25 protein-coding genes are annotated in these 25,905 nt (G+C 63.4%); 19 read left to right on the top strand and 6 right to left on the bottom strand.

What is annotated here, in order from left to right; genetic code table 11:
* Nucleotides 1-82: 82 nt before the first annotated feature.
* Nucleotides 83-571 (bottom strand): type II toxin-antitoxin system HicB family antitoxin, encoded by a 489-nt coding sequence (locus tag BLQ10_RS02645; protein ID WP_091558086.1) that lies wholly within the window; start codon nucleotides 569-571, stop codon nucleotides 83-85.
* Nucleotides 572-1,716: 1,145 nt separating this feature from the next.
* Between BLQ10_RS02645 and BLQ10_RS02640 the strand changes: the two genes are divergently transcribed.
* The 4 genes from BLQ10_RS02640 (at nucleotide 1,717) to BLQ10_RS02625 (ending at nucleotide 4,183) form a co-directional block, all read left to right on the top strand.
* Nucleotides 1,717-2,691 carry a caspase family protein gene (locus tag BLQ10_RS02640; protein ID WP_091558084.1) on the top strand — a complete coding sequence of 325 codons (975 nt, stop codon included), beginning with the start codon at nucleotides 1,717-1,719 and terminating at the stop codon, nucleotides 2,689-2,691.
* 43 nt (nucleotides 2,692-2,734) lie between these two features.
* Nucleotides 2,735-3,349, top strand: a complete 615-nt coding sequence (locus BLQ10_RS02635) for a hypothetical protein (RefSeq protein ID WP_091558081.1) — start codon at nucleotides 2,735-2,737, stop codon at nucleotides 3,347-3,349.
* Between the two features lie 3 nt (nucleotides 3,350-3,352).
* Nucleotides 3,353-3,700, top strand: coding sequence for a hypothetical protein (locus BLQ10_RS02630; protein WP_091558080.1), 348 nt, complete (start codon nucleotides 3,353-3,355; stop codon nucleotides 3,698-3,700).
* Between the two features lie 171 nt (nucleotides 3,701-3,871).
* Complete coding sequence (locus BLQ10_RS02625; protein ID WP_091558077.1) at nucleotides 3,872-4,183, top strand: hypothetical protein; 312 nt, start codon at nucleotides 3,872-3,874, stop codon at nucleotides 4,181-4,183.
* A 156-nt stretch (nucleotides 4,184-4,339) separates the two neighbouring features.
* Here the strand turns inward: BLQ10_RS02625 and BLQ10_RS02620 are convergent, their stop codons facing one another.
* A complete protein-coding gene (locus tag BLQ10_RS02620; RefSeq protein WP_091558076.1) occupies nucleotides 4,340-4,555 on the bottom strand; it encodes an SGNH/GDSL hydrolase family protein in 216 nt (71 codons plus the stop codon).
* A 159-nt stretch (nucleotides 4,556-4,714) separates the two neighbouring features.
* Here BLQ10_RS02620 and BLQ10_RS02615 point away from each other — a divergent pair, with 159 nt between their 5' ends.
* From BLQ10_RS02615 to BLQ10_RS02575, 9 genes are all read left to right on the top strand, one after another.
* The gene (locus tag BLQ10_RS02615) at nucleotides 4,715-5,494 is read left to right on the top strand and encodes an AfsR/SARP family transcriptional regulator (protein ID WP_091558073.1); all 780 of its coding nucleotides are present in this window, start codon (nucleotides 4,715-4,717) and stop codon (nucleotides 5,492-5,494) included.
* A 417-nt stretch (nucleotides 5,495-5,911) separates the two neighbouring features.
* Complete coding sequence (locus BLQ10_RS02610) at nucleotides 5,912-6,922, top strand: LacI family DNA-binding transcriptional regulator (protein WP_368086489.1); 1,011 nt, start codon at nucleotides 5,912-5,914, stop codon at nucleotides 6,920-6,922.
* Nucleotides 6,923-7,083: 161 nt separating this feature from the next.
* Entirely contained in the window at nucleotides 7,084-8,379 is a 1,296-nt protein-coding gene (locus BLQ10_RS02605; protein ID WP_175558448.1) for a sugar ABC transporter substrate-binding protein, read from the top strand.
* A gap of 84 nt (nucleotides 8,380-8,463) precedes the next feature.
* Entirely contained in the window at nucleotides 8,464-9,423 is a 960-nt protein-coding gene (locus BLQ10_RS02600) for a carbohydrate ABC transporter permease (protein ID WP_026539022.1), read from the top strand.
* Nucleotides 9,424-9,469: 46 nt separating this feature from the next.
* Nucleotides 9,470-10,312 carry a carbohydrate ABC transporter permease gene (locus tag BLQ10_RS02595; protein WP_091558802.1) on the top strand — a complete coding sequence of 281 codons (843 nt, stop codon included), beginning with the start codon at nucleotides 9,470-9,472 and terminating at the stop codon, nucleotides 10,310-10,312.
* A 36-nt stretch (nucleotides 10,313-10,348) separates the two neighbouring features.
* The gene (locus BLQ10_RS02590; protein WP_091558066.1) at nucleotides 10,349-11,890 is read left to right on the top strand and encodes a glycoside hydrolase family 32 protein; all 1,542 of its coding nucleotides are present in this window, start codon (nucleotides 10,349-10,351) and stop codon (nucleotides 11,888-11,890) included.
* 313 nt (nucleotides 11,891-12,203) lie between these two features.
* A complete protein-coding gene (locus tag BLQ10_RS02585) occupies nucleotides 12,204-12,980 on the top strand; it encodes an electron transfer flavoprotein subunit beta/FixA family protein (protein ID WP_091558064.1) in 777 nt (258 codons plus the stop codon).
* A gap of 11 nt (nucleotides 12,981-12,991) precedes the next feature.
* Entirely contained in the window at nucleotides 12,992-13,975 is a 984-nt protein-coding gene (locus BLQ10_RS02580; RefSeq protein WP_091558060.1) for an electron transfer flavoprotein subunit alpha/FixB family protein, read from the top strand.
* A 2-nt stretch (nucleotides 13,976-13,977) separates the two neighbouring features.
* On the top strand, nucleotides 13,978-15,621 hold the full coding sequence (locus BLQ10_RS02575; protein WP_091558057.1) for a cytochrome b/b6 domain-containing protein: 1,644 nt from the start codon (nucleotides 13,978-13,980) through the stop codon (nucleotides 15,619-15,621).
* A 152-nt stretch (nucleotides 15,622-15,773) separates the two neighbouring features.
* Here BLQ10_RS02575 and BLQ10_RS02570 read toward each other — a convergent pair whose 3' ends face one another.
* Nucleotides 15,774-16,949 (bottom strand): zinc-dependent alcohol dehydrogenase, encoded by a 1,176-nt coding sequence (locus tag BLQ10_RS02570; protein WP_091558054.1) that lies wholly within the window; start codon nucleotides 16,947-16,949, stop codon nucleotides 15,774-15,776.
* Between the two features lie 308 nt (nucleotides 16,950-17,257).
* Between BLQ10_RS02570 and BLQ10_RS02565 the strand changes: the two genes are divergently transcribed.
* From BLQ10_RS02565 to BLQ10_RS02555, 3 genes are all read left to right on the top strand, one after another.
* Complete coding sequence (locus BLQ10_RS02565; RefSeq protein WP_091558052.1) at nucleotides 17,258-18,169, top strand: fumarylacetoacetate hydrolase family protein; 912 nt, start codon at nucleotides 17,258-17,260, stop codon at nucleotides 18,167-18,169.
* A 26-nt stretch (nucleotides 18,170-18,195) separates the two neighbouring features.
* A complete protein-coding gene (locus BLQ10_RS02560; RefSeq protein WP_217635769.1) occupies nucleotides 18,196-18,954 on the top strand; it encodes an SDR family oxidoreductase in 759 nt (252 codons plus the stop codon).
* An 88-nt stretch (nucleotides 18,955-19,042) separates the two neighbouring features.
* A complete protein-coding gene (locus BLQ10_RS02555; protein ID WP_091558050.1) occupies nucleotides 19,043-19,714 on the top strand; it encodes a FadR/GntR family transcriptional regulator in 672 nt (223 codons plus the stop codon).
* A gap of 116 nt (nucleotides 19,715-19,830) precedes the next feature.
* Here the strand turns inward: BLQ10_RS02555 and BLQ10_RS02550 are convergent, their stop codons facing one another.
* The 3 genes from BLQ10_RS02550 to BLQ10_RS02540 all read right to left on the bottom strand — a co-directional run bounded on the left by BLQ10_RS02550 (nucleotide 19,831) and on the right by BLQ10_RS02540 (nucleotide 23,369).
* Nucleotides 19,831-21,051: a fumarylacetoacetate hydrolase family protein gene (locus tag BLQ10_RS02550; RefSeq protein ID WP_091558048.1), complete on the bottom strand. Its 1,221-nt coding sequence runs from the start codon at nucleotides 21,049-21,051 to the stop codon at nucleotides 19,831-19,833.
* On the bottom strand, nucleotides 21,051-22,517 hold the full coding sequence (locus BLQ10_RS02545; RefSeq protein WP_091558045.1) for an aldehyde dehydrogenase (NADP(+)): 1,467 nt from the start codon (nucleotides 22,515-22,517) through the stop codon (nucleotides 21,051-21,053). Before BLQ10_RS02545 ends, BLQ10_RS02550 begins: the two co-directional genes overlap by 1 nt.
* 135 nt (nucleotides 22,518-22,652) lie before the next feature.
* Nucleotides 22,653-23,369: a GntR family transcriptional regulator gene (locus BLQ10_RS02540; RefSeq protein ID WP_217635768.1), complete on the bottom strand. Its 717-nt coding sequence runs from the start codon at nucleotides 23,367-23,369 to the stop codon at nucleotides 22,653-22,655.
* Nucleotides 23,370-23,597: 228 nt separating this feature from the next.
* Here BLQ10_RS02540 and BLQ10_RS02535 point away from each other — a divergent pair, with 228 nt between their 5' ends.
* The 3 genes from BLQ10_RS02535 to BLQ10_RS02525 all read left to right on the top strand — a co-directional run bounded on the left by BLQ10_RS02535 (nucleotide 23,598) and on the right by BLQ10_RS02525 (nucleotide 25,877).
* A complete protein-coding gene (locus tag BLQ10_RS02535; RefSeq protein WP_091558043.1) occupies nucleotides 23,598-24,437 on the top strand; it encodes a transporter substrate-binding domain-containing protein in 840 nt (279 codons plus the stop codon).
* Between the two features lie 86 nt (nucleotides 24,438-24,523).
* Nucleotides 24,524-25,195: an amino acid ABC transporter permease gene (locus BLQ10_RS02530; RefSeq protein ID WP_091558040.1), complete on the top strand. Its 672-nt coding sequence runs from the start codon at nucleotides 24,524-24,526 to the stop codon at nucleotides 25,193-25,195.
* Nucleotides 25,188-25,877: an amino acid ABC transporter permease gene (locus tag BLQ10_RS02525; protein WP_091558038.1), complete on the top strand. Its 690-nt coding sequence runs from the start codon at nucleotides 25,188-25,190 to the stop codon at nucleotides 25,875-25,877. The genes BLQ10_RS02530 and BLQ10_RS02525 overlap by 8 nt, the downstream gene beginning before the upstream one ends.
* The last annotated feature ends 28 nt before the right edge of the window (nucleotides 25,878-25,905 follow it).

Below are 25,905 nucleotides of genomic sequence, written 5' to 3'. Positions count from 1 at the left end.
TGGCGCCTCCCTTTCTCTGCGCGTGTTTGTATCACCCGCGGGGCGGCGGGGTCGGTGAATGGTGAAGGTGGGGCTGAGCGGGCTAGCGCGCCCAGCCGGCGAAGTTGTCGCCGGTGCGCAGCGTGCGCTGCGTGGATCGTCGTTGCTTGGGTTGGAGAGCGGCCGCAATCGCGCGGACCAGCCAGGTGTTGACGGACATGCCGTCAGCCGCCGCCGCCTCGTCCACCCGCGCCTTGAGGGCGTCCGGCAGGCGGAGCGTCGTGCGGGAGGTGCTCGCGTCGTCGAGGTCGACGGTTGCGGCGGGCCGCTCGTCGCTGTCAGGCTCGGTGTTCGGCGGGGTAACTACGAACTCGATGTCGCGTCCGCGCAGCCGCATGTCAACCGAACCGGGTGCGAGGTCGCGGGTGATCTCGCCGGCCGCGGCCGACAGAACGTCGAGTAGCACGAGCCGCGCGGCGGCATCTAGTCCGGCGGCGAGCCGCTCGGCCACGGCGCGAGTGTCCTCCGTGCCGTTCTCCGCGGCATCCACTAACTGGCGCTGCAAGTCGCTGACGTATTGTCCAAGTTCCATGCCACCATAGTGACACCACCATGGTGTCACGTCAAGCAATCGTGGTGTCATGGCCACGACACGTGCGGCTCCGCTTGAGGAGAGCCTCGCGGCAGGAGTTCGATTTACGCTGCTGAGATGCAGGAACGTATCAACTGGGCTCGGACCCCGCACCCTTCGTTGAAGGCGCTGCGCAGCGCGGTCTGCGAGACTTCTCGGCGTGAATACTCCTGGCACTGATGGTTCTGCGGTATGGCCGGCCCTGGAAACGGCGTGGCCCGAACTGCCGTGGCGGAATGCCGCCTTCAGGCACGGAGCCTTCCACCATGTCGCTGTCATGGGTACGACGTGCGTCGCGCGGCTCTCGTTTGGTGCGCAGCACTCCTCGCAGATCCGGAACGAGCACCGAAACCTGGCCTCGTTCGCTGCCATAGATCTTCCTTTCCGCGTCCCTGCCCCGCTCCATAAGCCCCTGTCCACACCGTCCTGGTCAGCCCATGCCGTGAGCTTCCTTCCCGGACGCGGAACGGAAATGTCGGCCGGTTTACCCCGATCACTTGCTACATCCAACGTAGACCCAGCAGGCATGCTGCCGGGAGGCTGACTTCTGCCAAGGTGTCGCTCCGCTGCAATCGGCACTAAGAGCGCCCAAGGGACCGGGGAAATTAGCCCTCGTCGAGAAACCACAACAACCACGAAGCCCTCTGCCTAGGCATTCGGTTTCCGGGCTGCCCTCTTAGGTAAGAGGCCGAAGTGATTCTTTCTCCTGCATCAAAAGTCTGGTCCATCACGCCGGCATCGATGATCCAACTCGCTCCCCGAAGTAAAGAATGGTTCCAGGTAGAGCGGGTGTTGATGCCTTCGCCATCTCGGTGACGCCTAACGAGAGAGCTTCAAGACGGGTGCGGCAATCGGAATCCTGTGTGCCGAGTCGCTTCTCCTCACTGCATAAATCTAACGACCCCAGTGCGCCGTTAGTCCACATATTGAGAGTCAAGGACGTAGGACAAGCGGCCAAAATTCTTGTAACACAATTATAACGGAGTGAGGGGGAGACTAAGACAAGGCAAGCGGAAACAGCGAGAGACGGCTCAAGACATCCATTGTTTGGTCAGAGACCGACCAGGTTCATTTCACTAAAAACGCAGCACGACTAGGAGTCCGACATGGCAAATCGCGCCCTTCTCGTCGGGATTGACGTATATCCCGACCCTAGGAACAACCTGAATTCATGCATCGCAGACACCCTAGCGTTCAGGCAGATGCTTCAGAACACCTATGGCTTCGATCTTGGTTCCATCAAACTGCTTCATAATCAGGACGCGACCAAGGCAAACGTCCTCGCTAGCCTCGACGCCATGTTGGCAGGCGCACAACCCGAGGACCGGCTGGTTTTCTTCGAATCGTCTCATGGCTATCGGTACCCAAAGGGAGACACCATGGTCGAGGTTCTGTGTCTATATGACCAGTTCCTTGAAGACACGGAGTTCGTGGCTAAGTCGCAGTCTGTTCCTCCAGATGTTCTGACGGCCTGCATCGACGCATGCCACTCGGGCGGGTTGAACAAGCTCTTTTTCGCTGATGGAAATGTAAACATCGCTCCGGCGAAGGTTTGGAAGCCCACCGCGGAAGAAGAGGCGGCCAACCTCGGGCTGTACAGTCAGGTCACCAAGTTTAAGTTCTTCGGTTATGCCTCCACCGCCGACAGCGGAGCGGTTGCGAAGAATTTCGCGATGGGTCCAATCGGTGTCGACGGACCCAAGAACTTTGGGGAAGGAGCACCGGAGTTCAATGGCGCGCTCTTCGCGGCGTGCCAAGCGGATCAAACGGCTGCCGCCGGCAGCCTCCCTACCAACTACCTCTCAGCGTTCACGTACGCCCTTCTGCAGGAACTTGACCCGCGAATCTCGCTCAGCGATCTGAACGCGAAGGTCGTGGCCCGGCTGAAAGCGCTCAACATGAACCAGGCGCCTCAAGCGGTCGCGCCAACATTGCATCAGGAAATACTCACGGACACGTTCGTGTCCATGCAGAAATTGGGCGACTCAGCAGGTCCTCAGTCGCCCGCGAGCGAACCGTCAACCAATGGCTTTGACCCGCTCGCCTATCTCCGTGACCAGCTCGCATCCCTCCGGGGCTGAAAGAACCCCACAAATATGAAGTTCACCAATTAAGGAGTAGATCATGACCGATACGACTGCTGTGCTCGACACACGACTGCAACCGCTGGCCGAGCAACTCAAAAAGTCGTTCACCGGGAACGGCCAGGTGTCGAAGGATTGGGGAAAGCCCTCCGTCAACACCGACGCCTCTCAATTGGCCGCCTCGCTTCTGTCCGCTTACCAACAGGCAGCTCTCGTCAACCCAGGAATAGCCATCCGCCCCAAGGGTGTCGTCCCTGCCCTGCAGCTCCAAGATCCCGCAAATAAAGACTTGTGGGATGATGCGCTGAAGCTTGTGACCACCGTTGGACCGCCACTGATTAACTGGCTGAGCAAGGACTACAAGCCTGAGACGCCCACGCTCGGGGACATCATCAAACAGGTCCCTGAGTCGCGCCGAAATGACAAAGATTGGACGGATTTCGCCTCCCAGTTTGTGCTGATCGCTGCGCAGGCAACTGTGCAGGCTTTGTCCGGCGCTAAGGACTTCACGGACCCGAAGAACTCCATAACTTTTCCCGATCTGCCACCGGGCTTAACTGAGGCGGAGCGCAAGAATTGGTTGAGTGACCTGGGCGACTGGACGGTTCATTCTCTTCCGTCTATCATCCCAGCAGTCCTGCCGTTGATCCTCTAAACCGTGGAGATTCTGCAGCCAGGCCCGATTCCACTGAAAATCGCGCAAGATTTGGCCGTGTTGGCGCTTCCAGATCTGAGTTCTTTCTCGGCGGGGGAGATCAGAGAGCAGTACTGGCCCATGTTTTCCAAGAGTGGGCTAAAACCGGAGTGGCTGGCTTGGCTGCAGAACGCAGTAGAAGAGATCAGCAACGGCCTGACCAAGCTCGAACCAGGCAAGGCTGAAGATCTGCCTAACTTCGACCCGATGAAGCCAATATTTGCCGATGTCCAGCGCGTTCAAGGCGCCTCCGGAGAAAAAGTCCTCATTATGAGCCAGGGCGATCCGCGCTTTGAGTTCGTGGACGAATAATCGTCTGGGCGCGTCGACAGCAAAAGTTGACGGTCCGGTTTTCGTTTCTCGTGCCAGGTACTGAAGCCACTCGTTGGATCGCTACACAATTCGGCGGAGGAGCTACGCGATCGTCCGTCCATGCGACACCGACTTTCTTTCAAACTTTAGTCCCCCTACAAGGAGGCTCTCATGGCATACCAATCCGGGCTGGTTGGCCCAATTGTTTACAACCAAGACAATTCCGGGGTAAGGACGGACACGGACACGAACATCGTGTTTACGCCTCAAGAATTTGGGGCACCGGCGGGAGCTCAGATCATACCGCCGACCGTCAATCAGTCTTACACGGTTTCTCGCGGGCAGGCCTATGTCCACAATTTGGTCATAGAAGCGAATGCTATTGTTTTCCAGGTTTTCACTCAGGCTGCTGACGACGGACTGTTCGGGCATCACAGCGGGGCAATCTCGGTGGGCACGAGCTTCCAATGGTATTTAGACTGATTGCAGGGTTCACGCGGTCAAATCCCTGAGAGCGACGACACCGAGGAATGATCGGCATGCCTAAAGGGCGGAGGTACGCGCGTCTGAACTGCACGCCGAAAATTGGAGCCACAATTAGGCGGCGCTTTTAGCCCGGATAAAGGGTCACTGCGCGAATTACCGAGCAGTCCATCTGCTCCTTGAGGAAGCGCTGACCTGCCAGGTCGGGTGGTCCCCGTCCGGGCCGAGAAGCTCTTCGGTGCGCCCGGCGATCCAGTGGTCGATGAAGGTGGCGCCCGCTTCAAGGGCAGCGGCTTTTTCCGCGTCCCTGACCTGGAGCAGGTCAGGGTCCGGTTCGTCGGTGTAAGACAACCGGTCGAGGGTCATGCGCACGGCACGATCATGGTGTCAGCCCTGTGGACGATCCGACAGTCGTTTCGAGTAACCGAGGCTTTGAAGGCTTGATCAGGTTATAGTCGTTCGCCATAGTCTGTGTTGTGTCGCAGGGACAGTGGCTAAACCACCGCTCAGTCCAGGGGGACGGAGGTGAGCATGTTGAGTGAAAGCGAATGGTCGCTGGAACTGCTCGGAGCCTGGCGCCTGTTCGCCAAAGGTGAGCCGGTGCATGTCGCGCCGAGACAGCAGCGCCTCATCGCGGCGCTTGCGCTGATGGGACCGCGGCCTCGGGTCGCTTTGGCCGGCCTGCTGTGGCCTGGCAACACTGATACTCGCGCGTCCGGTAACCTGAGAGCCACGCTCTGGTATGTCTCGCACGAGTTGCCGAACTTATTGACGGACACTCATGGAATTCTTGATATATCTTCCGGAGTGGAGGTGGACATTCGAAACCTTCAGTGCTCTGTGAAGACCCTGTTGAATGGCGATTCGTCCCGCCCCCTTGAACTCCTTGAGCAACTGAAGCGTGCGGAGTTGCTCCCGGGATGGTACGAGGATTGGCTCCTATTCCAACAGGAACACCTCGGCCAGATCCGTTTGTCGGCGCTCGATGCTTTGGCAAGGCAGTTCATGGCAAACGGTGATTTCGAACAGGCAGTGACCGCCTCAGCGTCTGCAGTCTCGATTGAGCCGCTCCGTGAGAAATCGCACCGTTTGCTGATCGAAGCATTCCTGGCTTCCGGGAACGTCGCGGCCGCGATCAAGGACTTCAAAAGCTATAGATCAAGGCTGCGGCTTGAATGCGGCGTACAGCCCTCAACGCAGTTAACGAGGTTGATCGCGGCGATCCAGAATGTCCCAAGGTCACCCATAGAACTCGCCAGCAGCCCAGGTGGGTATGGCACAGTGAATTGGCCCCACTTAGGGGACTTTTAGCCGGGTGGATTCTAACGATCGTCGCAACACCTGATCATTTGCAGGAGTCCCAGTGGCCATCGATCGGAAGAGAAAGCTGAAGCCCGGGCCGCCGGAGAAGACGGGCGAGCGCGCTGCGTCCTCGCCGACGGGGCGATAGTGGCGCCGGATCGGGGACGGCGGACCCTCGCGGCCAGCGCGTTGGGCGGGGCTATATTGGCCCGTTAGCAGCAGCACCGCGGACGGGCGGCCCGAGTCGTGGACGATCTCCTGGTCGGTGGATCCCATGGCGGTCCCGCGAGGTTCTCCGGTGTTCGAGTTGCGGCGTAGCGAGGCGCCGCAGCCGAGAAGTCCCGTTGACAACTGCAAAACGTTTTGTGTAACGTGTCTCACACCAGATACAAAACGTTTTGCAAAGGGAAGTCAATAACGACAAGAGTGGGAATACGCGACGTGGCCAAGGCCGCCGGGGTCTCCGTCACCACGGTGTCGCACGCCCTCAACGAGGCCACGAGCTTCCGGGTGAAGGCAGCAACCCAGCAACACGTCCGGGACGTGGCCAGGGATCTTGGGTACGCCCCGAACAAGATGGCCAGCGGACTGCGCAACCAGCGCTCCCAGATCCTTGGCCTGGTCAGTGACGAAATCACCACCACCCCCTATGCCGGAGCCATGATCCGCGGGGCGCAGGACGCCGCCTACGACCGCGGCTACGTGGTGATGGTGGTCAACTCCGGCCTGGACAGCGAGCTGGAAAACCGTGAAATCAACATGCTGCGGCAGCACCAGGTGGACGGGGTGGTCTACGCCAGGATGTACCACCAAAGCGTGCAGGTCCCCGCGGAACTGGAGGGCCTCCCCACCGTGCTGCTGGATTCCGTCACTGACGACAAGTCCATTTCCTCGGTTATCCCCGACGAGGTGGGCGCCGCCGAGACGGCCGTTGAAGCAATCATCCAGGCGGGCCACACCCGGATCGGGATGATCAACAACATCGACGACATCCCCGCCACACACGGCCGCAGGGAGGGCTTCCTCAACGCTCTCCGGCGGCATGGCCTGAAGCACGACCCGCGCCACCTCGTGATCGGCCAGCCCGAAACCGCGGGAGGCCGCGAGGCCGCGCTGGGCCTGCTCGGTCAGCCCGACCGCCCCACAGCCCTGTTCTGCTTCAGTGACAGGGTTGCCATGGGTGCCTACCAGGCGGCCACCGCATTGGGGCTGCGCATTCCGGAGGACGTGTCCATTGTGGGGATCGACAATCTCGAAATCATCGCGGACGCCCTATGGCCGGGGCTCACCACCGTCGCCCTTCCCCACTACGAAATGGGCAGCTGGGCGGTCCACCGAATCCTGGACGACATCGAAAATCCCGGCGTACCCGCAGTCCAGACGCAACTGGACTGCCCCCTGATTGAGCGGGGGTCCCTCGGCCCGCCGCCAAGTTAGCCGATTGCCGGCAGCAATCCGGCATCACCACAGCGTTCCACCGCTTCACTGTTCCACTGCCCGGGGGCCTCAAAAGAAGGGACGCAGCCGTTGCACCGGCCGCGTCCCGAAGGACCCGGGGCAATCTCCCACGCCCAAATTCAGCAGAAAGATTGACCATCATGAACAAGCGATTCACCCGGATCCTCGCCACCAGTGTAGCTGCGGCGGCACTTGTGGGCTCCTTGGGCGCCTGCGGCAAGGGCAGCGCCTCTGCCCCGTCCGTGGGCTCCAATGAGATCACCATGTGGACCCACAATGCGGGCAACGCCGAAGAACTCAAGGCGGTTGAAAACATCGTCGATTCCTACAACAAGAGCGCCGGCGCCAAGGCCAAGATCAAGGTCCAGGCGTTCCCGCAGGACTCCTACAACGACTCCGTGGTCTCGGCCGCGGCCTCCGGGAAGCTCCCCTGCATTGTTGACATCGATGGCCCCAACGTTCCCAACTGGGCCTGGGCGAAGTACCTGACACCCCTGAAGCTCGACGCGGACGTTTCCAAGAATCTGCCGAGCACGGTGGCCAAATGGGAGGGCGAGACCTACGCCGTAGGCACCTATGACGTCGCACTGGCGATGCTCGCACGCGCCTCCGACCTCAAGGCAGCCGGTGTCCGCGTCGCCACGGTCGAGAAGCCGTGGACCAAGGACGAGTTCCAGGACGCGCTGACCAAGCTCAAGGCCCTGGGCAAGTGGGAATACCCGCTGGACATGGGTACCGCCGGAACCGGCGAATGGCTGCCCTACGCCTACTCTCCGTTCCTGCAGTCCTTCGGTGGGGACCTGATCAACCGCGACGGGTTCCAGTCGGCAGACGGCGTCCTCAATGGCGACAAAGCCATCGAATGGGCGCAGTGGTTCCGCGGCCTTGCCGACCAGGGCTTCATGGCCAAGAAGAGCGGCAAGGACTCCACCCAGGACTTCCTCAACAACAAGAGCGGCCTTCTCTACACCGGCTCCTGGGCCGCGGACAAGGCACGCGCAGCGGTAGGTAAGGACCTCGTGGTCATGCCGTCCGTGGACCTCGGGACCGGCCCCAAGATCGGCGGCGCCTCCTGGCAGTGGGGCGTGACCAGCGGCTGCAACAACTCCGCGGCAGCCATGGACTACCTCTCTTACTCACTGAAGCCGGAAAACCTGGCCGCGGTGGCGAAGGCGACGGGCACCATCCCGGCCACCGACGAAGCCGCCGCGCTCCTCCCCGAATATGCCAAGGGCGGCACGAACCGGATCTTCATGGAACTTTCCCGCAACTACGCGGTGATGCGTCCCGAAACCCCGGCCTATCCCTTCATCGCCACCGAATACGGCAAGGCGGTTCAGGACATCCTCGCCGGCGCCGACCCCAAGACGGCGCTGGACAAGTCGGTCAAGGCCATCGACGCCAATATCAAGTCCAACGGCGGCTACAAGAACTAGCCAGCTGCCGAACGGTACGACGACGGCGGTGCGCAACCGCCGCCGTCGTCGTACCTCCGGCCCTGACTGTCGACGGAGAAACCCATGACAACCACCCAGCTCCCCTCCCCCGGCCGCCGTCTGGCGGATCCGGCCCCGGCCGCACCGCCCAGCAAGCCGCGCCGCCGGCCGCGCCACCTGCGCGAACAGATCAGCGGGTGGGGCATGATCGCCCCGGCCGCGGTCCTCCTGCTCGCCTTCGTCTTCCTCCCGGCGATCCTGGGCTTCGGCCTGGCATTTACGAACGCCAGGCTTGTTTCCCCGCGGCCCGTCGAGTTTGTTGGCACGGACAACTTCGCGCGGCTCTTCGCGGATCCCGTGTTCTGGCGCTCGCTGCTGAATGTCAGCTACTTCGCCGTCGTGGTGGTGCCCGTCCAGTCCGGACTCGCCCTGGCGATGGCCCTGCTGATCAACAAGAAGTTCCGCGGCGTGAACTTCTTCCGCACCATCTACTTCCTTCCCGTGGTGACGTCCATGGTGGTGGTGTCCCTGCTGTGGCTGTTCATGTACCGCAAGGACGGCCTGATCAATGAGTTGCTGTCGGCGGCCAGTTTCGGCCTCATCAGCGGCCCGGACTGGCTCAACGATCCCGCCACCGCCATGCCGGCCATCATCGCCCTGTCCATCTGGCAGGCCGCAGGATTCCACATGATCATCTGGCTCGCAGGCCTGCAAAGCATCTCGGGCGAACTCTACGAGGCCGCCCAACTCGACGGGGCCAGCCGCTGGCACCAGTTCCGCTACGTGACCTGGCCCGGCCTCACCCACACCCGCACCCTGGTCTTGGTGACGATCACCATCCAGGCGCTCGGGCTCTTCGACCAAGTCAGCGTCATGACCCAGGGCGGGCCCCTCGATTCCACCACCACCATCATCTACGAGGCGGTGCGCTCCGGCTTCAAGCAGCAGGAAACCTCCTACGCCTCGGCCATCTCGCTCGTGTTCTTCGTGCTCGTGTTGCTGATCTCCGCAGTGCAGCGCTACCTGACCCGAGAGAAGGACTGACGTGAAACAGACACTCAATTCCACCAGTCTCAGCAGTGCAGCGGCCATGGCCGTACGCATCCTGTTCGCTGCCGTCGCCGCCTTCCCCATCGTGTTCATGATGGTGTCCTCCCTCAAGCCGGACCAGCAGATCTTCGGCGACATGTCCTCCGTGGCAGCGTTCCTGCCGATCGGAAACATTTCTCTGGACAACTACGCAGCCGTGTTCGAACGGGTTCCGGCCGCCCGCTTCCTGATCAACTCCATCGGCATTTCTGCGGTAACGGTGGTGCTCGGCATCTTCATCAACAGCCTCTGCGCGTTTGCCTTGTCCCGCATGGAGATTCGCGGCAAGCGCGTGGTGTTCACAGCGATCCTCGCCACCCTCATCGTGCCCTTCCAGACGCTGGCGCTGCCGCTGGTGTGGTGGGTCAACCAGCTGCCGTACTTTGAGCTCAACGGGTTCAGCCTCGAGATCTCGAAGGGCTGGCTGGACACCTACCAGGTCCAGATCATCCCCTTCATCGCCAACGCGTTCTCCATCTACCTGTACCACCAGTACTTCGAGTCCATCCCGAAGGAACTGGATGAGGCCGCCCGGATCGACGGCGCCGGCTGGTTCACCATCTACCGCAAGGTGGTCATGCCCCTCGCGGGGCCGGCCACCGCCACCGTTGCCATTCTGACCTTCCTGCCCGCCTGGAATTCCTACCTGTGGCCGCTCATGGTGGTCCAGTCCGAGGAGCTCCGTCCGGTGATGATCGGCATCCAGTACTTCTTCCAGCTCAACGTCTCCTGGGGCGAGGTGATGGCCTACGCGTCCCTCATCACCATTCCCGTGGTGGTCCTGTTCATCGCGTTCCAGCGTTCCTTCATCAACAGCATCGCCTCCAGCGGCGTCAAGGGCTGACCTACCTCCTCACGCGAAAGCCTGCAAAACACCCTCATGAAAGCAATCACCGAGCTCGACTGCCAGTACCGGCCAAAGTGGCACTACTCTGCGGAGCGCAACTGGCTCAACGACCCCAACGGACTGGTCTACTCCAACGGCATCTACCACCTCTTCTACCAGCACAACCCGCACGGCGTTGAGTGGGGCAACATGTCCTGGGGCCACGCCACATCGACAGACCTGCAGCACTGGGAAGAACAGCCCGTGGCCATCCCGTGCGATGAGCAGGAGGCCATCTTTTCCGGCTCCGCAGTGGTCGATGTCCATAACACCAGCGGGTTCGGCGTCCGTGGAGTGCCTCCGCTGGTGGCCATCTACACCAGCGCGTATTCGCCCGCGTCGCCGCTCGCGGAACGGCAGGCACAGTCCCTCGCCTACAGCACGGACGACGGCGCCACCTGGACCAAGTACGCCGGGAACCCGGTGCTTGACCGGGCCTCCCCCGACTTCCGTGACCCCAAGGTCTTTTGGTACGACGGCGACGCCGGCAGCTACTGGGTGATGGTCGCCGTCGAGGCACTGAACCACGAGGTGGTTCTCTACAAGTCGGCGGACCTGTTGTCCTGGGAGCATCTGAGTACATTCGGCCCCGCGAACGCCACGGGAGGGGTGTGGGAGTGCCCGGACCTGTTCGAACTGCCGGTGGACGGCGATGCCTCAGACACCCGGTGGGTCATGGTGGTAAACCTTAGCCCGGGCGCTATCGCCGGCGGCTCGGGCGGCCAGTACTTCATCGGAACTTTCGACGGCGTGACGTTCCGTTCCGAAACCACCGTCACCGACGGCGTGCAGGCCGACGACAGCCGGATGGCCGACTACGGGTGGCTCGACTGGGGCCGGGACTACTACGCGGCCGTGTCCTTCAGCAACGTCCCGGACGGACGGCGGCTCATGATCGGCTGGATGAACAACTGGCAGTACGCCGCCTCAACACCCTCAAACGGCTGGCGCAGCGCGATGTCCCTGGTCCGTGAGGTCAGGCTGGTGTCCCGCGGCGGGCGCCCGGTGCTGGTGCAGGAGGCGGTGGACCCGTTCCACAGCCACGGTACCGAGGTGTTCGCGCTGGACCGGCAGCCGTTGGCGGACGGAGTGACGTGGCTTCCAGCCGAGGCCTGCGGTAATGTGCTGCGAATCGATGCGGACTTCGAGCCCGGCGCCGCCGGCAGCGTAGGTCTGGTGCTCCGGGCCTGCAGCGAAACGGGCGGGGAATCCGGCACCAGGTCCGGACCCGGAGCCGGGGCGCGCACTGTCCTGGCATACAACTGCCTCACGGCGGAGCTCAGCCTGGACAGGACCGAATCCGGCAACGTCGGGTTCCACGAGGCATTCCCGTCGGTGGAGCGCGTTGCCGTGTCCTTGCAGGACGGCCGGCTAAAGCTCCGGGTCTTCCTGGACCGATGCTCCGTCGAGGTCTTCGCGCAGGACGGCCTGGTCACCATCACCGATCTGGTCTTTCCCACGTCCTCCGGCACCGCCGTCGGACTGCTGGCCGAAGGCGACGGCGGCACTCTCGCGAGTCTGACCGTCCTCCGTTGACCCCTAAAGAGAGCTCAAACCAACAACTGGGGTACGCCCACTCGAGGATGCTCGGGCCGCCGCAGAACAGCGCGTAGGAATCGGCGGCTGGCCCGTTGCGCCGCGATCTTGCCGATCCTGCTTTGGCGTGCAGCGCCAGGTCCCGAAAGGAGCTCTGATCACCCTCGGCACAAGCACCGCCAAGGACGAAGACTACGGACTCCATTTCACGACACGGACTCTGTCAGCGAGCACGGGCCCGACTTTCGTAGACTCTATGGAGATTCGTCATGTCTCCTCTATCGAGGCATGCCCGCCACAGGAAGAGCCATCGATGAAGATTATCGTCCTAGTCAAGGAGGTCCCCGACACGTACGGGGACCGAAAACTGAACCTGGAAACAGGTCTCGCCGACCGGGAGGCCAGCGAGACAGTCATTGATGAGATTGGTGAGCGGGCCTTGGAGCTGGCACTGAAATACGCCGACGCGAACCCGGGCACTGAGGTCGCCGTCCTCTCCCTCGCCCCCGAAGGTGCGACGGCGACGATCCGCAAGGGTCTTGCGATGGGCGCGGCAAGCGCCACCCACGTCTCTGACGAGGCGCTCCGGGGCGCGGATCTTGGGCTGACCGCCGAAACCCTCGCGGCGGCGGTCCGTCGCATGGGGTTTGACCTGGTGATCACCGGCAACGTCTCCACCGATGGATCCGGCGGGATGATTCCCGCGATGCTGGCAGAACTGCTGGACGTGCCGCACGCCACCGGCCTCAGCTCCGTGAAAATCAGCGACGGCGCGGTGTCCGGCTCCAGGCCCGTTGATTCCGGCGTTCAGACGGTTTCCGCGGACCTGCCCGCGGTGATTTCCATTACCGAGGCGCTTCCCGGGCCACGCTTCCCGAACTTCAAAGGCATCATGGCCGCGAAGAAGAAGCCCCTTGAGGTGCTGACCCTGGCAGACCTCGGGATTACGGCAGACAACCCGGAAGCGGCGCGTTCGATCATGCTGACCATTGCCGAGAAGCCTCCGCGTGCGGCGGGCGTCAAGATCCTTGACGAGGGTGATGCCGGCGAGAAGCTCGCTGACTTCCTGATCGAAAACCGACTGGCGTAAGGAAAAACGACATGACTGACTTCCCTCGTGACGCAATCCTCGTCGTCGTCGAAGCCCGGGCTTCCGGTGAACTCGAGAAGGCTGCGGCCGGACTCTTCGGCGCGGCCGCTGCGGCTGGCACGCCAGTTGCGTTGGTCCTTGCCGCACCCGGCGCCGGGAGCGCCGCCGCCGCGGAGGCCGCGGCCCTAGGTGCCGCGCGCGTACTGATCGCTGAGACTCCGGATCCCGCCGCGCTCGGAGTGCCGAGCGTTGACGCGCTTGCCGCCGCTGTGGAGCAGGTGCAGCCAGAAGCGATCCTGATTTCGCATTCCCTGAATGGGCGCGACCTTGCCGGCCGTTACGCTGCCCGTTCGCGGGCGGCGATTTCCGCCGATGCGATCGGTGTGTCACGTGATGACGAGGGGGTCGTGGCACACCACTCCGTCTACGGGGGTGCCTACAACGTGACGTCCACGGCCACGTTCGGGGCGCCGGTCATTACGGTCCGCCAGGGCTCCATCGAGGCGCGTGCTACGGCTCAGCCGGAAGCGTCGGAGACTCTGGCAGTCACGCCCTCCGGGAAGCTGGCCGCGCGGATCGACTCGTTCGAGGAGGCAGTTGCCGCCACCTCGCGGCCGGAGCTGCGTGGCGCCGCGAAGGTTGTCGCGGGTGGCCGCGGCCTCGGGTCGGAGGAACAGTTCGCCCTCGTGGGACAGCTCGCCGATACCCTCGGCGCTGCCATTGGTGCTTCGCGTGCCGCGGTGGATGCGGGCTACATCCCGCAGTCACATCAGGTGGGCCAGACCGGGGTTTCCGTGTCGTCACAGTTGTATATCGCGCTCGGCATTTCCGGCGCGATCCAGCACCGGGCCGGGATGCAGACCGCGAAGACGATCGTCGCCATCAACAAGGACGGGGACGCGCCGATCTTCGAGATCGCCGACTTCGGTGTGGTGGGCGACGTCTTCAAGGTTGTCCCCCAGCTGATCAGCGCACTTGAGGCTCGGAAGAAGTAGCGATGGCAACTCTGTCTCGGTCTATCCGGCGGGGCCTGCCGCGCGTCGCAGGCGGAGAACCCTGGCCCGCAGCAGGCCAGGCGCCCGCACACATTGCCACGGAAGGAGCGGCAGCGGAAGCGGCAGCACCGTCGGAGTCTGTTTCCGGGGAGGAATCGGTCGCCGCCGCTGCTGCCCAGGAAAAGGCACTGGGTGCGGCGTTGCCCGGTCCGGTCCCTGCCGTGAACGCAGGCGCCGCGGTGCCGCGGCGCCTGCGCCGTGGCCTGCCGCGCGTGCCGGGCGGCGAGCCCTGGCCGCCAAAGGGCGAGGTTTCGGTATCAGTGGCGGCTCTGTCCGGGGCTCCCGCTGCAGGCGCCACGCCCACGCCCACGCCCGCCGCAGATGCTGCTGCAGATGTCGCTGAGAAAGCAGTGCCGGCAGCGACGTCGCCGGCAGCTGCTCCGGCCACCGCACCCGCCACTCTGACGATGGGGACCACCTCGCTTCGTCGCGGGCTTCCCCGTGTCCCCAATGGTGAACCGTGGCCGCCCGCTGGACTTGCCCCGGCGGTCGCCGCCGCCCCTTCGATGCAGGCAGCTCCCGAACACATTGCCCAGGCCCACGCCCCGGCTGCCAGCGTGGTGGAGGCTGTTGCCGAGGCGGAGCCACCGGGGACCGCGAGTGCACCCGCGGTCACAGCCGCCCCAGCATCGGCGGCACAGTCCGTCGCGCCTGAAAAGCCCGTGAGGCCAAAGGCCGAGGCAAGGCTCTACGGTTCGCGCACCCTGGGTCAGTGGATCAAGCTCGTCGTGCTCCTCGCGGTCGGCGCCGTGGCCGCCGCAGCGATTCTTGTGCTCGCAGCGCGCGGTGTGACGACGCTGCCGGGCGTGCCAGAGTTCCTCGAGAGGTACCCCGGCGCGTATCAGCTGCCCGACACAGCCGAGCCCGGATTCCCGTGGTGGGCCCAGTGGGCGCACTTCTTCAACATCTTCCTGATGGTGCTCATCATTCGCTCCGGCTATCAAGTGCGCACCGAGCAGAAGCCGCCGGCGTTCTGGACGCCGAAGCGCGGTGGCAAGAAGATCAGCATCAACCTCTGGCTGCACCAGTCGCTCGACATTTTGTGGCTGGTCAACGGACTCATCTTTGTGGTGCTGCTGTTTGCCTCCGGCCGCTGGATGCGACTCGTACCGACCAGCTGGGAGGCGTTCCCGAACGCGCTCTCCGCGCTCCTGCAGTACATGACACTCGACTGGCCCGTTGAGACCGGCTGGGTGAACTACAACAGCCTGCAGCAGATCATGTACTTCCTCGTGGTGTTCATCGCGGCCCCGCTCGCGGCGATCACCGGTGTGCGCATGAGCGAGTTCTGGCCGAAGAACGCGAAGACCCTGAACAAGGTCTACCCGGTGGAGGTTGCGCGTGCGATTCACTTCCCGACGATGCTGTTTTTCGTGCTGTTCATTCTCATCCACGTGTTCCTGGTGTTCGCGACCGGTGCGCTGCGCAACCTGAACCACATGTTCAGCGGCACCGACGTGGTGAACTGGGTCGGGTTCTGGCTCTTCGCGGCCGCCATCGCCGTCACGGCGGCCGGTTGGTACGCCGCCCGCCCGCTCGTGCTCGCACCAATCGCGAAGCTGTTCGGTCAGGTGAGCAGCCGTTAGGCTTCACCGCCTACACCGGGAGGATCCCGCGCCAGACACCGCTCAGGCGCGCTAGCGCGGGATCCTCACCGCATGGCGGCAACCAAACAACGTAGCGGACGACGGCGGGACTTCCCGCCGTCGTCCGCTTGCGCTTGGTTGGGGCATCTTCGCTACGGCTTCAGGACCACCTTGATGCAGCCGTCTTCCTTTTTCTGGAAGATCTCGTAGGCGGCCGCGGCGCCGTCGAGGTCGACCTCGTGAGTTTTCAGGTCCATGACGCCGAGCGGGTCTGCGGGATCTTCCACGATCGGGAGCAGCTCGTCCGTCCACCGGCGGACGTTGCACTGGCCCATCCGGAGTTGGATCTGTTTGTCGAACATGGTCAGCAGCGGCATGGGGCTCGCAGTGCCCCCGTAAACGCCGCTTAGCGAGACGGTGCCTCCCCGGCGCACGGAGTCGATCGCTGCGTGGAGGACCGTCATGCGGTCCACGCCGGTAGTCTCCATGGCCTTCTTTGCCAGTGCATCCGGCAAGAGCCCCACCGCATTCTGTGCAAAGGCGCCGACGGGGGAATGATGCGCTTCCATGCCGACGGCGTCGACGACCGCGTCGGGTCCCCTTCCGCCGGTCATCTCGCGAAGCTGGTCACCGACGTCTTTTGTGAAGTCAATCGTTTCCACTCCGTGCCGCTCTGCCATGCGGCGGCGTTCTGGAACCGGCTCGACGGCGATGACCCGCTGGCCCAGGTGTCGACCGACCCGGCTGGCGAACTGCCCCACCGGCCCGAGCCCAAAGACGGCCAGTGTGCCGCCGGCGGGGACGTCCGCGTATTTCACTCCCTGCCAGGCGGTGGGAAGAATATCGGAGAGGTAGAGGTACCTCTCATCGGGCAGTTCGTGCCCGACCTTTATCGGTCCGTAGTCGGCGTGGGGCACGCGCAGGTATTCCGCCTGCCCGCCGGGGACCGACCCGTAGAGCTCGGAGAACCCGAACAGGCTTGCCCCGCTGTTGTGGGCATGGACCTGGGTGGTTTCGCACTGGGACTGCAGCCCCTGTTTGCACATCCAGCAATGGCCGCAGGAGATGTTGAAGGGGATGACCACTCTGTCGCCCGGCTTGAGGTTCCTGACTTCGGAGCCCACCTCCTCAACGACACCCATGGGTTCGTGGCCCAGGATGTCGCCGGCCTTCATATAGGGGCCAAGGACCTCGTACAGGTGGAGGTCTGAGCCGCAAATCGCCGTTGAAGTGATCCTGACGATGGCATCCGTCCCCTTCTCAATGACCGGATCCGGAACCATCTCCACGCTGACCGACCGCTTTCCCTGCCAGGTAAGTGCCCTCATAATCGCTCCTTCAGTCGTATCCAGATTAGTAAGTCTACTGATCAATACGATCATTCCTTGTTCGCGCCTGGATGGGAAGGCGTCCCGCCCGGGGCCCGAAGGGACCGGGCGGATTCGCGCGGCTCAGGCCCCGCCAGGAAAAGGCGAGCGAAACATCGGATGTCTTGCTTTGCTGATATTCAGTTTCCCATTACAGTTGGCTGGAGAACAGGTCGGGTAATGACCGCTCCCGCTCACAACTCCGATGTTTGCTGTGTTTCGACGTTCACGACACGCACCCATGAAGCGCCCGAAAGGATACGACAAGAGTGAAAATCGCACGGCTGGGACCAGCAGGGCATGAAATACCCGTCATCTACGCAGCGGCGGTGAACGGCGAGGAAGAGGCGTATGACGCGAGCAGCATCACCGCCGACATCGACGGGGCATTCTTGGCTGCCGACGGCGTTGCCCGGCTCCGCGCCGCCCTTACGGCGGGCGCCCTGCCCGTCCTGCCCGGGGCAGGCGGTCTGCGGATAGGAACCCCTCTCGCCAGGCCCAACAACGTGATTTGCATCGGCATGAACTATGCGGCCCACGCTGCGGAGTCGGGGGCCGCTGCGCCTGAAACCCCGGTGGTCTTTCTGAAACCGAACAACACCGTCACCGGCCCTTGCGACGACGCCCCGATACCGCCGGGCAGCCGCAAGTACGACTGGGAAGTGGAGTTGGGGATCGTGATCGGCAGGGAAGCCAGCTACCTGGATAATGCCGCAGAGGCGATGAACGCCGTCGCGGGCTACCTCGTCGCCAATGACCTTTCCGAGCGTGAGTATCAGCTTCCGGGCGCGGCCGGGCAATGGACCAAGGGCAAATCACTGCCTAAGTCCACACCGCTGGGGCCCTGGCTCGTGCCGGCCGATGAAGTGGATGCCGGAAACCTTCGGCTGCGCAGCTGGGTGAACGGGGAAGAGCGCCAGGATTCGAACACCGCGGATCTGATCTTCGACGTCGCGACGGTGGTGCACCACGTGAGCCAGTACATGCTGCTGGAACCGGGAGACGTCATCCTCACCGGCACCCCGGAAGGCGTGGCCCTCTCCGGCCGCTTCCCCTACCTGCAGGACGGCGACATCGTCGATCTCGAGATCGAGGGCCTGGGCCGGCAACGCCAGACATACGTGCGCACCCCCGTCCTGCGACCGCCTGTCCGGGCCGGCGCCGCACCCGCACCCAAGTAGCCACCAGCTCCAGCAAGGAGGCCTGAATGGGCCAGGAAATGAATGAACTCGTCGCCGTCGTCACTGGTGGGGCATCCGGGATCGGCGCCGCCATTGCCGCCCGCCTGCAGGAGTTCGGCGCCAAAGTTGCCGTACTGGACCTCCTTCCCACCGGAGTGCCGGACGGCCAACTCGGCCTGGTCTGCGACGTCGCCAACGATGCGTCCGTCCGCGCGGCCATCGAGGCGGTGCGAGCCTCGTTTGGGCGGCTGGATATCGTTGTCAACAACGCCGGCATGGGAGCCCTGGGCACTGTGGAGGATAACGACGACGCCGAATGGCACCGCGTCTGGGACATCAACGTCGTCGGGATGGTCCGTGTTACCCGTGCCGCCCTGCCGCTGCTGCGCCAGTCGCCGTCGGCCGCCGTCGTGAACACTTGCTCCATTGCCGCCACCGCCGGGCTGCCCCAACGCGCCCTCTACAGCGCCACCAAGGGGGCAGTACTCTCTCTCACCCAGGCCATGGCTGCTGACCACCTGCGCGAAGGAGTCCGCGTCAACTGCGTCAACCCCGGCACCGCGGACACGCCCTGGGTCGGGCGGCTGCTGGACGCCGCCGTCGATCCCGACGCCGAACGCCTGGCCCTGAACGGGCGGCAGCCGCACGGCCGGCTGGTTACTGCGGACGAAGTCGCGGGCGCTGTTGTGTACCTGGCGAGCCCGCTCTCCGGCTCCACCACCGGTACGTCCATAGCCGTTGACGGCGGCCTCCAGGCACTGCGGCTGCCGGCTGCCCGGTTCTGAGGACTGGGCGCTTGACGATGTTCCGTTCACTGCGTGACCCCTGCCCCGGCGTGGGTCAACCACAATCCTGTCCGGGGGGATGAGGCTCATGACCGTCACGGATGAAGCGATCCTGAAGATCAAGGAAATGATCCTCGATGGACGGCTGTCGGCAGGAGAGCGCCTCCCGCCGGAGAAGGAACTCAGTGAGCAGCTCGGGTTGTCCCGGAGCTCGCTGCGCGAAGCGGTCAAGGCCCTGGAAATCATCCGCGTCCTCGATGTGCGCCGGGGCGACGGCACCTACGTGACGAGCCTGGAGCCACGGCTGCTGTCAGAAGCGATGGCTTTCATCGTGGACCTGCACCAGGACACCTCAGTACTCGAGCTCTTCGAGGTACGTCGAATCCTGGAGCCGGCAGCTGCATCCATCGCCGCCAGCCGGATCAGCAGTGACCAGCTGGCCCTGCTCCGAGCAAGCATGGCCACTGTCCGGAAAGACACCTCGGTGGAGGAACTGGTCTCCCACGACCTGGAATTCCACCGCATCATTGCCCACGCCAGCGGCAACAGCTACCTCGCAAGCCTTCTGGACGGCCTCTCCAGCGGCACCGTGCGGGCCCGGATCTGGCGCGGCCTGACCGAGGAACGCGCGGTCGCACGAACCGTTGACGAGCACGCTGCCATCGTGGAGGCGCTGGCTCGCGGCGATAGCGAGCTCGCCCGGGCCTTGCTGACTGTCCATATCTCCGGCGTCGAGACCTGGCTCCGCGAAGCGGTATGAGAATGAGAAGCGGTATGAGAATGAGAAGCGGTCTGAGAATGAGATGAGACCTGTGCCGTGGCGGGGCCGGGACCGGCCCACGTCGCCACGGCACAGGTGCTCAGCTGCTCCCCCGGTCAATCCCCCACGGCAGATGTCGGCGTGGCGGTGGCGGCCCCGGTGCGCTGGAGATAGCCCAGCAGATCACGGATGCCGTAGCTCCAGCGCGGCAGCTCTTCGGTAGGTCCCACCTCGTTAATCAGCGTCCCAAGATGAGAGCTGGAAATTTCCACGATGTCGCCCATCAGGTGAGTAAACCCTCGGCCGGGCTCGCCCCTGTCCTGGGTGGGGGCGAACAGGGTCCCGGTGTACAACGCGAAGCCGTCCGGATACTGGTGGTGGTCGCCGTGGGTCGCGGAAATCAGCTCTTCGAAACTGCGGCTGATCCGGCCGACGCTGCTGTTCCCGGTCAGCAGGTAGCCGTCCGGGCCTTGGACCTTCAGCAGAATTTCCTCGGTGCGGAGGGTCTCCAAAGTGAAGTCCTCGTCAAAGAGGCGAATGAGGGGGCCCAGCGAGCTGGAAGCGTTGTTGTCCTTTGCCTTCCCCAGCAGGAGTGCGCTGCGGCCCTCTACATCGCGCAGGTTCACGTCGTTCCCGAGCGTTGCCCCTACAGCGGCTCCACGCGAGTTGACGAGGAGCACCAGCTCCGGTTCCGGGTTGTTCCATGAGGAGAAGGAGGGGATCCCGATCATGGCGCCTGTTCCGACCGAGGAGAGCACGGGTGCCTTGGTAAAGACCTCCGGGTCCGGCCCAATGCCCACTTCGAGGTACTGGGACCAGAGCCCTTCCTCAATCAGCACTTTCTTGGCTTCAACGGCTTCTTTCGAGCCGGGCCGTACTCCTGCCAGGCTGCCGCCAAGGGCCGCGCCGACACGACCCCGTATGTTTGCGGCCTTTTGCGGATTACCTCCGGACCTTTCCTCGATGACGCGTTCGATCATGCTGTCCACGAAGGTCACTCCGCAGGCCTTGATGACCTGCAGATCTACCGGAGCCAGCAAATGGGAGCGCTCCGGGTCCCTGGACATAGATGCGTCGATGATGTCCGCAGTGCGCCAGCGGGGCGTCGTCATGGCCGCTTTGACGTCCGCGAGGAGAGTCTTGGATTCCAGCAGATCCGACACGGTTGCGGTGATGGGCTGCAGATCGAAGGCGTCTTCCCCGCGGAAAGCCGCGACGCGCGGGCCCCGGGTTTCAACGTCCCAGACCCGTCCGATGAGCAGGGCGTTCTCGGAGTCCTCGGGGAGCACGTCCCTCACCGTCAGGCGCTGCGGGAGGTTCTCGTTGGGATTAGTCATCAGGCATCCACCTTTGGCTGCGGTCGGGTCCAGGTCCCGTCGATGCGTTGGGGCACCGACCAGGGGTTCGTGTCTTGTAGTGGTTCCGGCAGCCGTGAGGCGGGGAAATCCTGGTGCGCCACCGGACGCATGAAGCGCCCGACGGCGGCCGTCCCCACGGACGTCGTGGTCGAAGTCGTGGCCGGGTAGGGGCCGCCGTGGTGCTGGGCGAAACTGACGGTAACGCCGGTGGGCCAGCCGTTCCAGAGAACCCGTCCACTGATGTCGGCAAGCCGGTCCGCGAGTTCGCTGACGTCGTCGTCCGCCTCGGCCTGCAGGGTGGTGGTCAGCTGGCCCTCAAGGAGCTCGGCGAGCGCCGTCAGCTCGGATTCCTCCCGGTATTCAACCAGCAGGCTGGCCGGGCCGAACATTTCCTGGCGTAGCAGCTCGGGCTGCTCGAAGACCGCAGCGCTGGCCGCGCGCAGCACAGTCGGCATCGGGGCGGCGTCGAAAGTGCCCTCCACCAGCGGCTCAACTCCCGGCTGTCCTGCAACCTCTTTTACGGCGTTGCGGTAGCCTTCGTGCAACCGTTCAGTGAGCAACGGCGCCGGTTCGAAGTCCGTGAACGCTGCGCGCAGTGCTTCGGCAGCTTCCGCCGTCGTACCCCCGGGGACAAAGAGGAGGCCCGGTTTGGTGCAGAACTGCCCCATGCCGAGGCTGAGTGAGGCCGCGTAGCCGCTGAGAATGCTGTCTTTGCGCGCCGACCAGGCCTGTTCGGTCACGAACACGGCGTTGATCCCGCCGAGCTCTCCATAAAATGGGATCGGCTCCGCCCTGGCGAAAGCCCGCTCCGCCAGCGCGCGTCCCCCTGCCGTGGAGCCGGTGAAGCCGATGGCCTTCACCAGCGGGTGGTCTACCAGCGCTTCAGCCGCCGCCCGGCCCGTGATCAGGGTGAAGAGACCGGCCGGAGCTCCCGCCTCCCGGAGAGCGCGCTGCACGGTTTCGGCCGTGCGGAGCGAGAGTCCAGGGTGACCCTCGTGGGCCTTGTAGACAACGGAACATCCGGCCGCGAGGGCCGAGGCGCTGTCTCCGCCCATGACGCTGAAGGCAAAGGGGAAATTGGATGCGCCGAAGACGCCCACAACACCCAACGGGACATTCATCCGCCGCAGGTCAGGCCGGGCGCCCATCCCCCAGTCGGGATCCGCGTGGTCGATGGTCGCATCCAGGTGCTCACCCGAGCGGACTTCCGCGGCGAACAGCCGGAGCTGGAAAACGGTGCGCTTCAGTTCGCCTTGGAGCCTGGCCAAACCAAGGTTGGTCTCGCGGGCTGCCAGCGGAACCAGAACGTCGGCGTCCTCTTCCAGGGCCGCAGCCACCACCTCGAGCCAGCCTGCCCGGGTGGTCAAATCGACGCGTCGCCCGAGCAGGAACGCGGCGTGAGCCGTCTCAACGGCCGTGTTCAAATCTTCGACGCTGGTGCTCATTGTGAGGCCTCGTCGCCGGTGGTGCTGGAAATCGTCGTTGCCATGAAGTCTCTATCTCCTTAGCGGATGAACGGATCATATATGGATGTATCGCATCATATATGCAATGTGACCCAGAACAAGTTGACCCGCGGGTCAGGGAGTCATTCGTCCGAGCGCGGCGCTCGGCAGTGCGTCCCGCTCCGCACCGAAGGCACGGGCGAAGCGATGGAAGGAGCTGCGGAGGTGAGCGCTCATGGCTTCCTCGGCAGCCAGCGGATCCGCGGCGGCAATTGCGTCGCGGATGCCGCGGTGCTCCATCAAGGTGACCCGGCTGTCCAGGTCCGAGGGGTACAGCCGGAACAGATGCAGGTGGCAGTGTGTCTGGACGTACGCCTGCTGGACCACCGGGTTGCCGGCGGAGGCGAGGACCAGGTCGTGGAAGCGTGCATCGTGGGCCAGCAGGTCCTGGCGCCCATTGACGGTGTCATCAACCTGGCGCTCGAGCACCTCAAGTTCCGCGCGCAGGGCAGCCGAGGGGTTGGACAGCCGGTCCACTGCGGCGGATCGCGCCGCCCAGGGCTCCACCAGCAGCCGGAACTCAAACAGGGAACGAAGCTCCGCCAGGCTCAACAGGGGCGTGGTGCTGTAGCCCCGGCCGGGGTAGTACACCAGCAAGTTGTCGCCCTCCAGGTGCTGCAGCGCTTCGCGGACAGGGGTCTGGGACACGCCCAGGCGCCGGGAGACTGCGTCGATGTTAATGCGTGTACCCGGAGCGATATCGCCATCAAGTATTGACTGGCGAAGGGAGGAATACACCTCGCTGGCGGCGACCTTCGCCGTCGTCACATCGCTTGCGGTTGATACCGTCACTCGCCCCTCATTTCAGTAGCCGTCGAGATCGTGGGCCGTCCAGAACGGCGGATCGCACCGCCGGGGAGCCTGCAGCAGGCCGACGAGCAAAGACTTGACCTAGATCACATTGCATATATGATACAACATATTCCTACAGGATCCCCGTCGGTGTGATCAGCCGGGGATCTTGGAACGCTGTCACAGTCCGCATCCGTTACGCAGTAAATAATCACCAGGAGAGTACTCATGTTCAGAGCAACGCCGAAGTTGCTTCTTGTTCCGGCCGTCGCCTTGGCCCTTACTTTGGGGGGCTGCTCGTCCGGCGGCGCTTCGAACGGATCCGGTGCCGCAACAGGTGCAGTCGCAGACAGCCACCTCACGCAGATTCTCAAGTCGAAGACCGTCAGGATCGCGGTCAGCTCCGACTCCCCGGGATATGGCGTGATGAAGTCCGACGGCACCCACGAGGGCTTCGACATTGACGTCGCAAATGCACTCGGCGCCTCGCTCGGCGCAAAGGTCGAGTTCGTTACCGCCACGAATGAAAGCCGCATCCCGTTGCTGCAGACCGATAAGGCCGACGCCGTGATTGCCACCTTCACCGCTTCGGATGCGCGCGCCCAGGTTGTGGACATGTCCGAGCCGTATGCCGCTAGCTCCACCGTCTTCATGGTGCCTGCGGGAAGCCCGATCGCCAGCTACGCGGACCTTGACGGCAAATCGGTGGCTACGTCACGGGGAAGCGTTGGCGAGCAGATCCTTAAGGCCAGCTTCCCCAACGCCAAGATCACCGGCTTCAACACGACGGCAGACTCCATCCAGGCGCTCAAGAGCGGCAAGGTGGACGCGCTGATTGAAAACAACGCCATCGTCGGCGGCCTCGTGAAGAAGGAACCTTCCGCGTTCCAGGTCCTCAAGGGCGACCCGATCAAGCCGGCGCTGTTCTCCATTGGAGTCAAGCAGGGAGACCAGACCTGGCTCAACTACCTCAACAACTTCCTCCGGAACTACAACATCTCCGGACAGAACGAGGCCTCCTTGCAGAAGTGGTTCGGGCTGTCCCTTCCTGCGTTCCTCGCCCACTAAACAGCATTCGAACGCGTCCTCAGGCGTGGGTGGATGACATGCAGTCTCCACCCACTCCTGCCGTTCACGGATAGGATCCCTTGCTCATGGCTCTATATTTCGGAGACCTTCTCCCGTACAGCTCGCTTCTGCTCGAGGGGCTTTGGACGGCTTTGTACATCACCCTCGTGGCCATGCTGGCGGGAAGCGCTCTCGGCGTCCTCGTGTACCTGGGAAAGGTCGGGCCCGGAAAACCACTCAGCATCCTGTGCACCTGCTACATCGAGGCCATCCGCAACACGCCTCTGCTGGTACAGCTGTACCTGATCTACTTCGCCCTTCCCGCCCTGGGCATCAACCTCGAGCCCGTCTGGGCCGCCGTCATCGGCCTGACCCTGAACAATGCGGCATACACGGCGGAAATTTACCGGGCCGGCTTCGAATCGGTGCCCCACGGACTGCGTGAAGCCGGTAAAGCGCTAGGTATGAAGCCTGGCCAGATCGTGCGGTACATCATCTTGCTGCCGGCCACGCGAAACGTCTTCCCCGCACTGACCAACCAGCTCATTCTGCTGTTTTTGGCTTCGTCGATTGGATCCATCATCTCGCTTCCTGAATTGACCAACGCGATCATGAGCGTCAGCAACACAACGTACCGAACCATCGAGGTACTCGCCGTCGGCGGTCTGCTCTATCTCGGGGTATCAGCACTGATGTCGCTGGCCTCGAAACGGGCCGAAACGACGCTGTTCCGGTGGGCGGTGGGCACGCATGTTTAGGCCCTTCGAATGGCAGGACCTGATTCCGCTGGCCCAGGGCGCGTGGCTGACCATTCAGCTCTGCGCCGTATCCGGGATTCTCGGAGTCATCTTTGGACTGATCCTCGGCATCGCCCGGACATCGCCGAGCAGGATCGCGCGGTGGATCAGCACTATCTACATCAGCTGCGTACGCGGCATTCCCGTTCTGGTCATCATCTTCTTCGTCTTTTTCGGGATCCCGCTGCTGTTCCCCGGCCTGGAACCGGACAAGTTCGCCTCCGCCGTCATCGCCCTGACCTGCTTCGCCGCTGCCTACGTAGCCGAGATCGTGCGCGGCAGCATCGAAGCCGTGGCCAAGGGACAAAGCGAAGCAGCAGATGCCCTCGGTCTCAACTACTGGCGGAAACTGACATACGTCATCCTTCCCCAGGCCGTAAAGATCATGGTTCCGCCAGGCATCGGCTTCCTCATCGGCCTGGTCAAGGATTCCTCGCTGGTCACGGTCACCGGCTTACTCGAACTGACCCATGCAGGGAACATCGTCACCAACCTGACTGGCGACCCCATCAAGACGTTCCTGGTGGTCGCCGGCATGTACTTCGTCATTTGCTACGGCATCTCCCGGCTGGGCCGACTCTACGAGAAACGCACCGGCGTCCATGTCGACCCCCTCAAACTTCCAGAGCCCGCGGGCATTTAGATCGGAATACACCAGTGATATTTGTTGA

It is taken from the genome of Arthrobacter sp. ok362 (assembly GCF_900102785.1).
Taxonomy (GTDB): domain Bacteria; phylum Actinomycetota; class Actinomycetes; order Actinomycetales; family Micrococcaceae; genus Arthrobacter.
The sequence above is the reverse complement of the archived record's forward strand: the minus strand, read 5'-3'. Positions and strand labels throughout refer to the sequence as shown.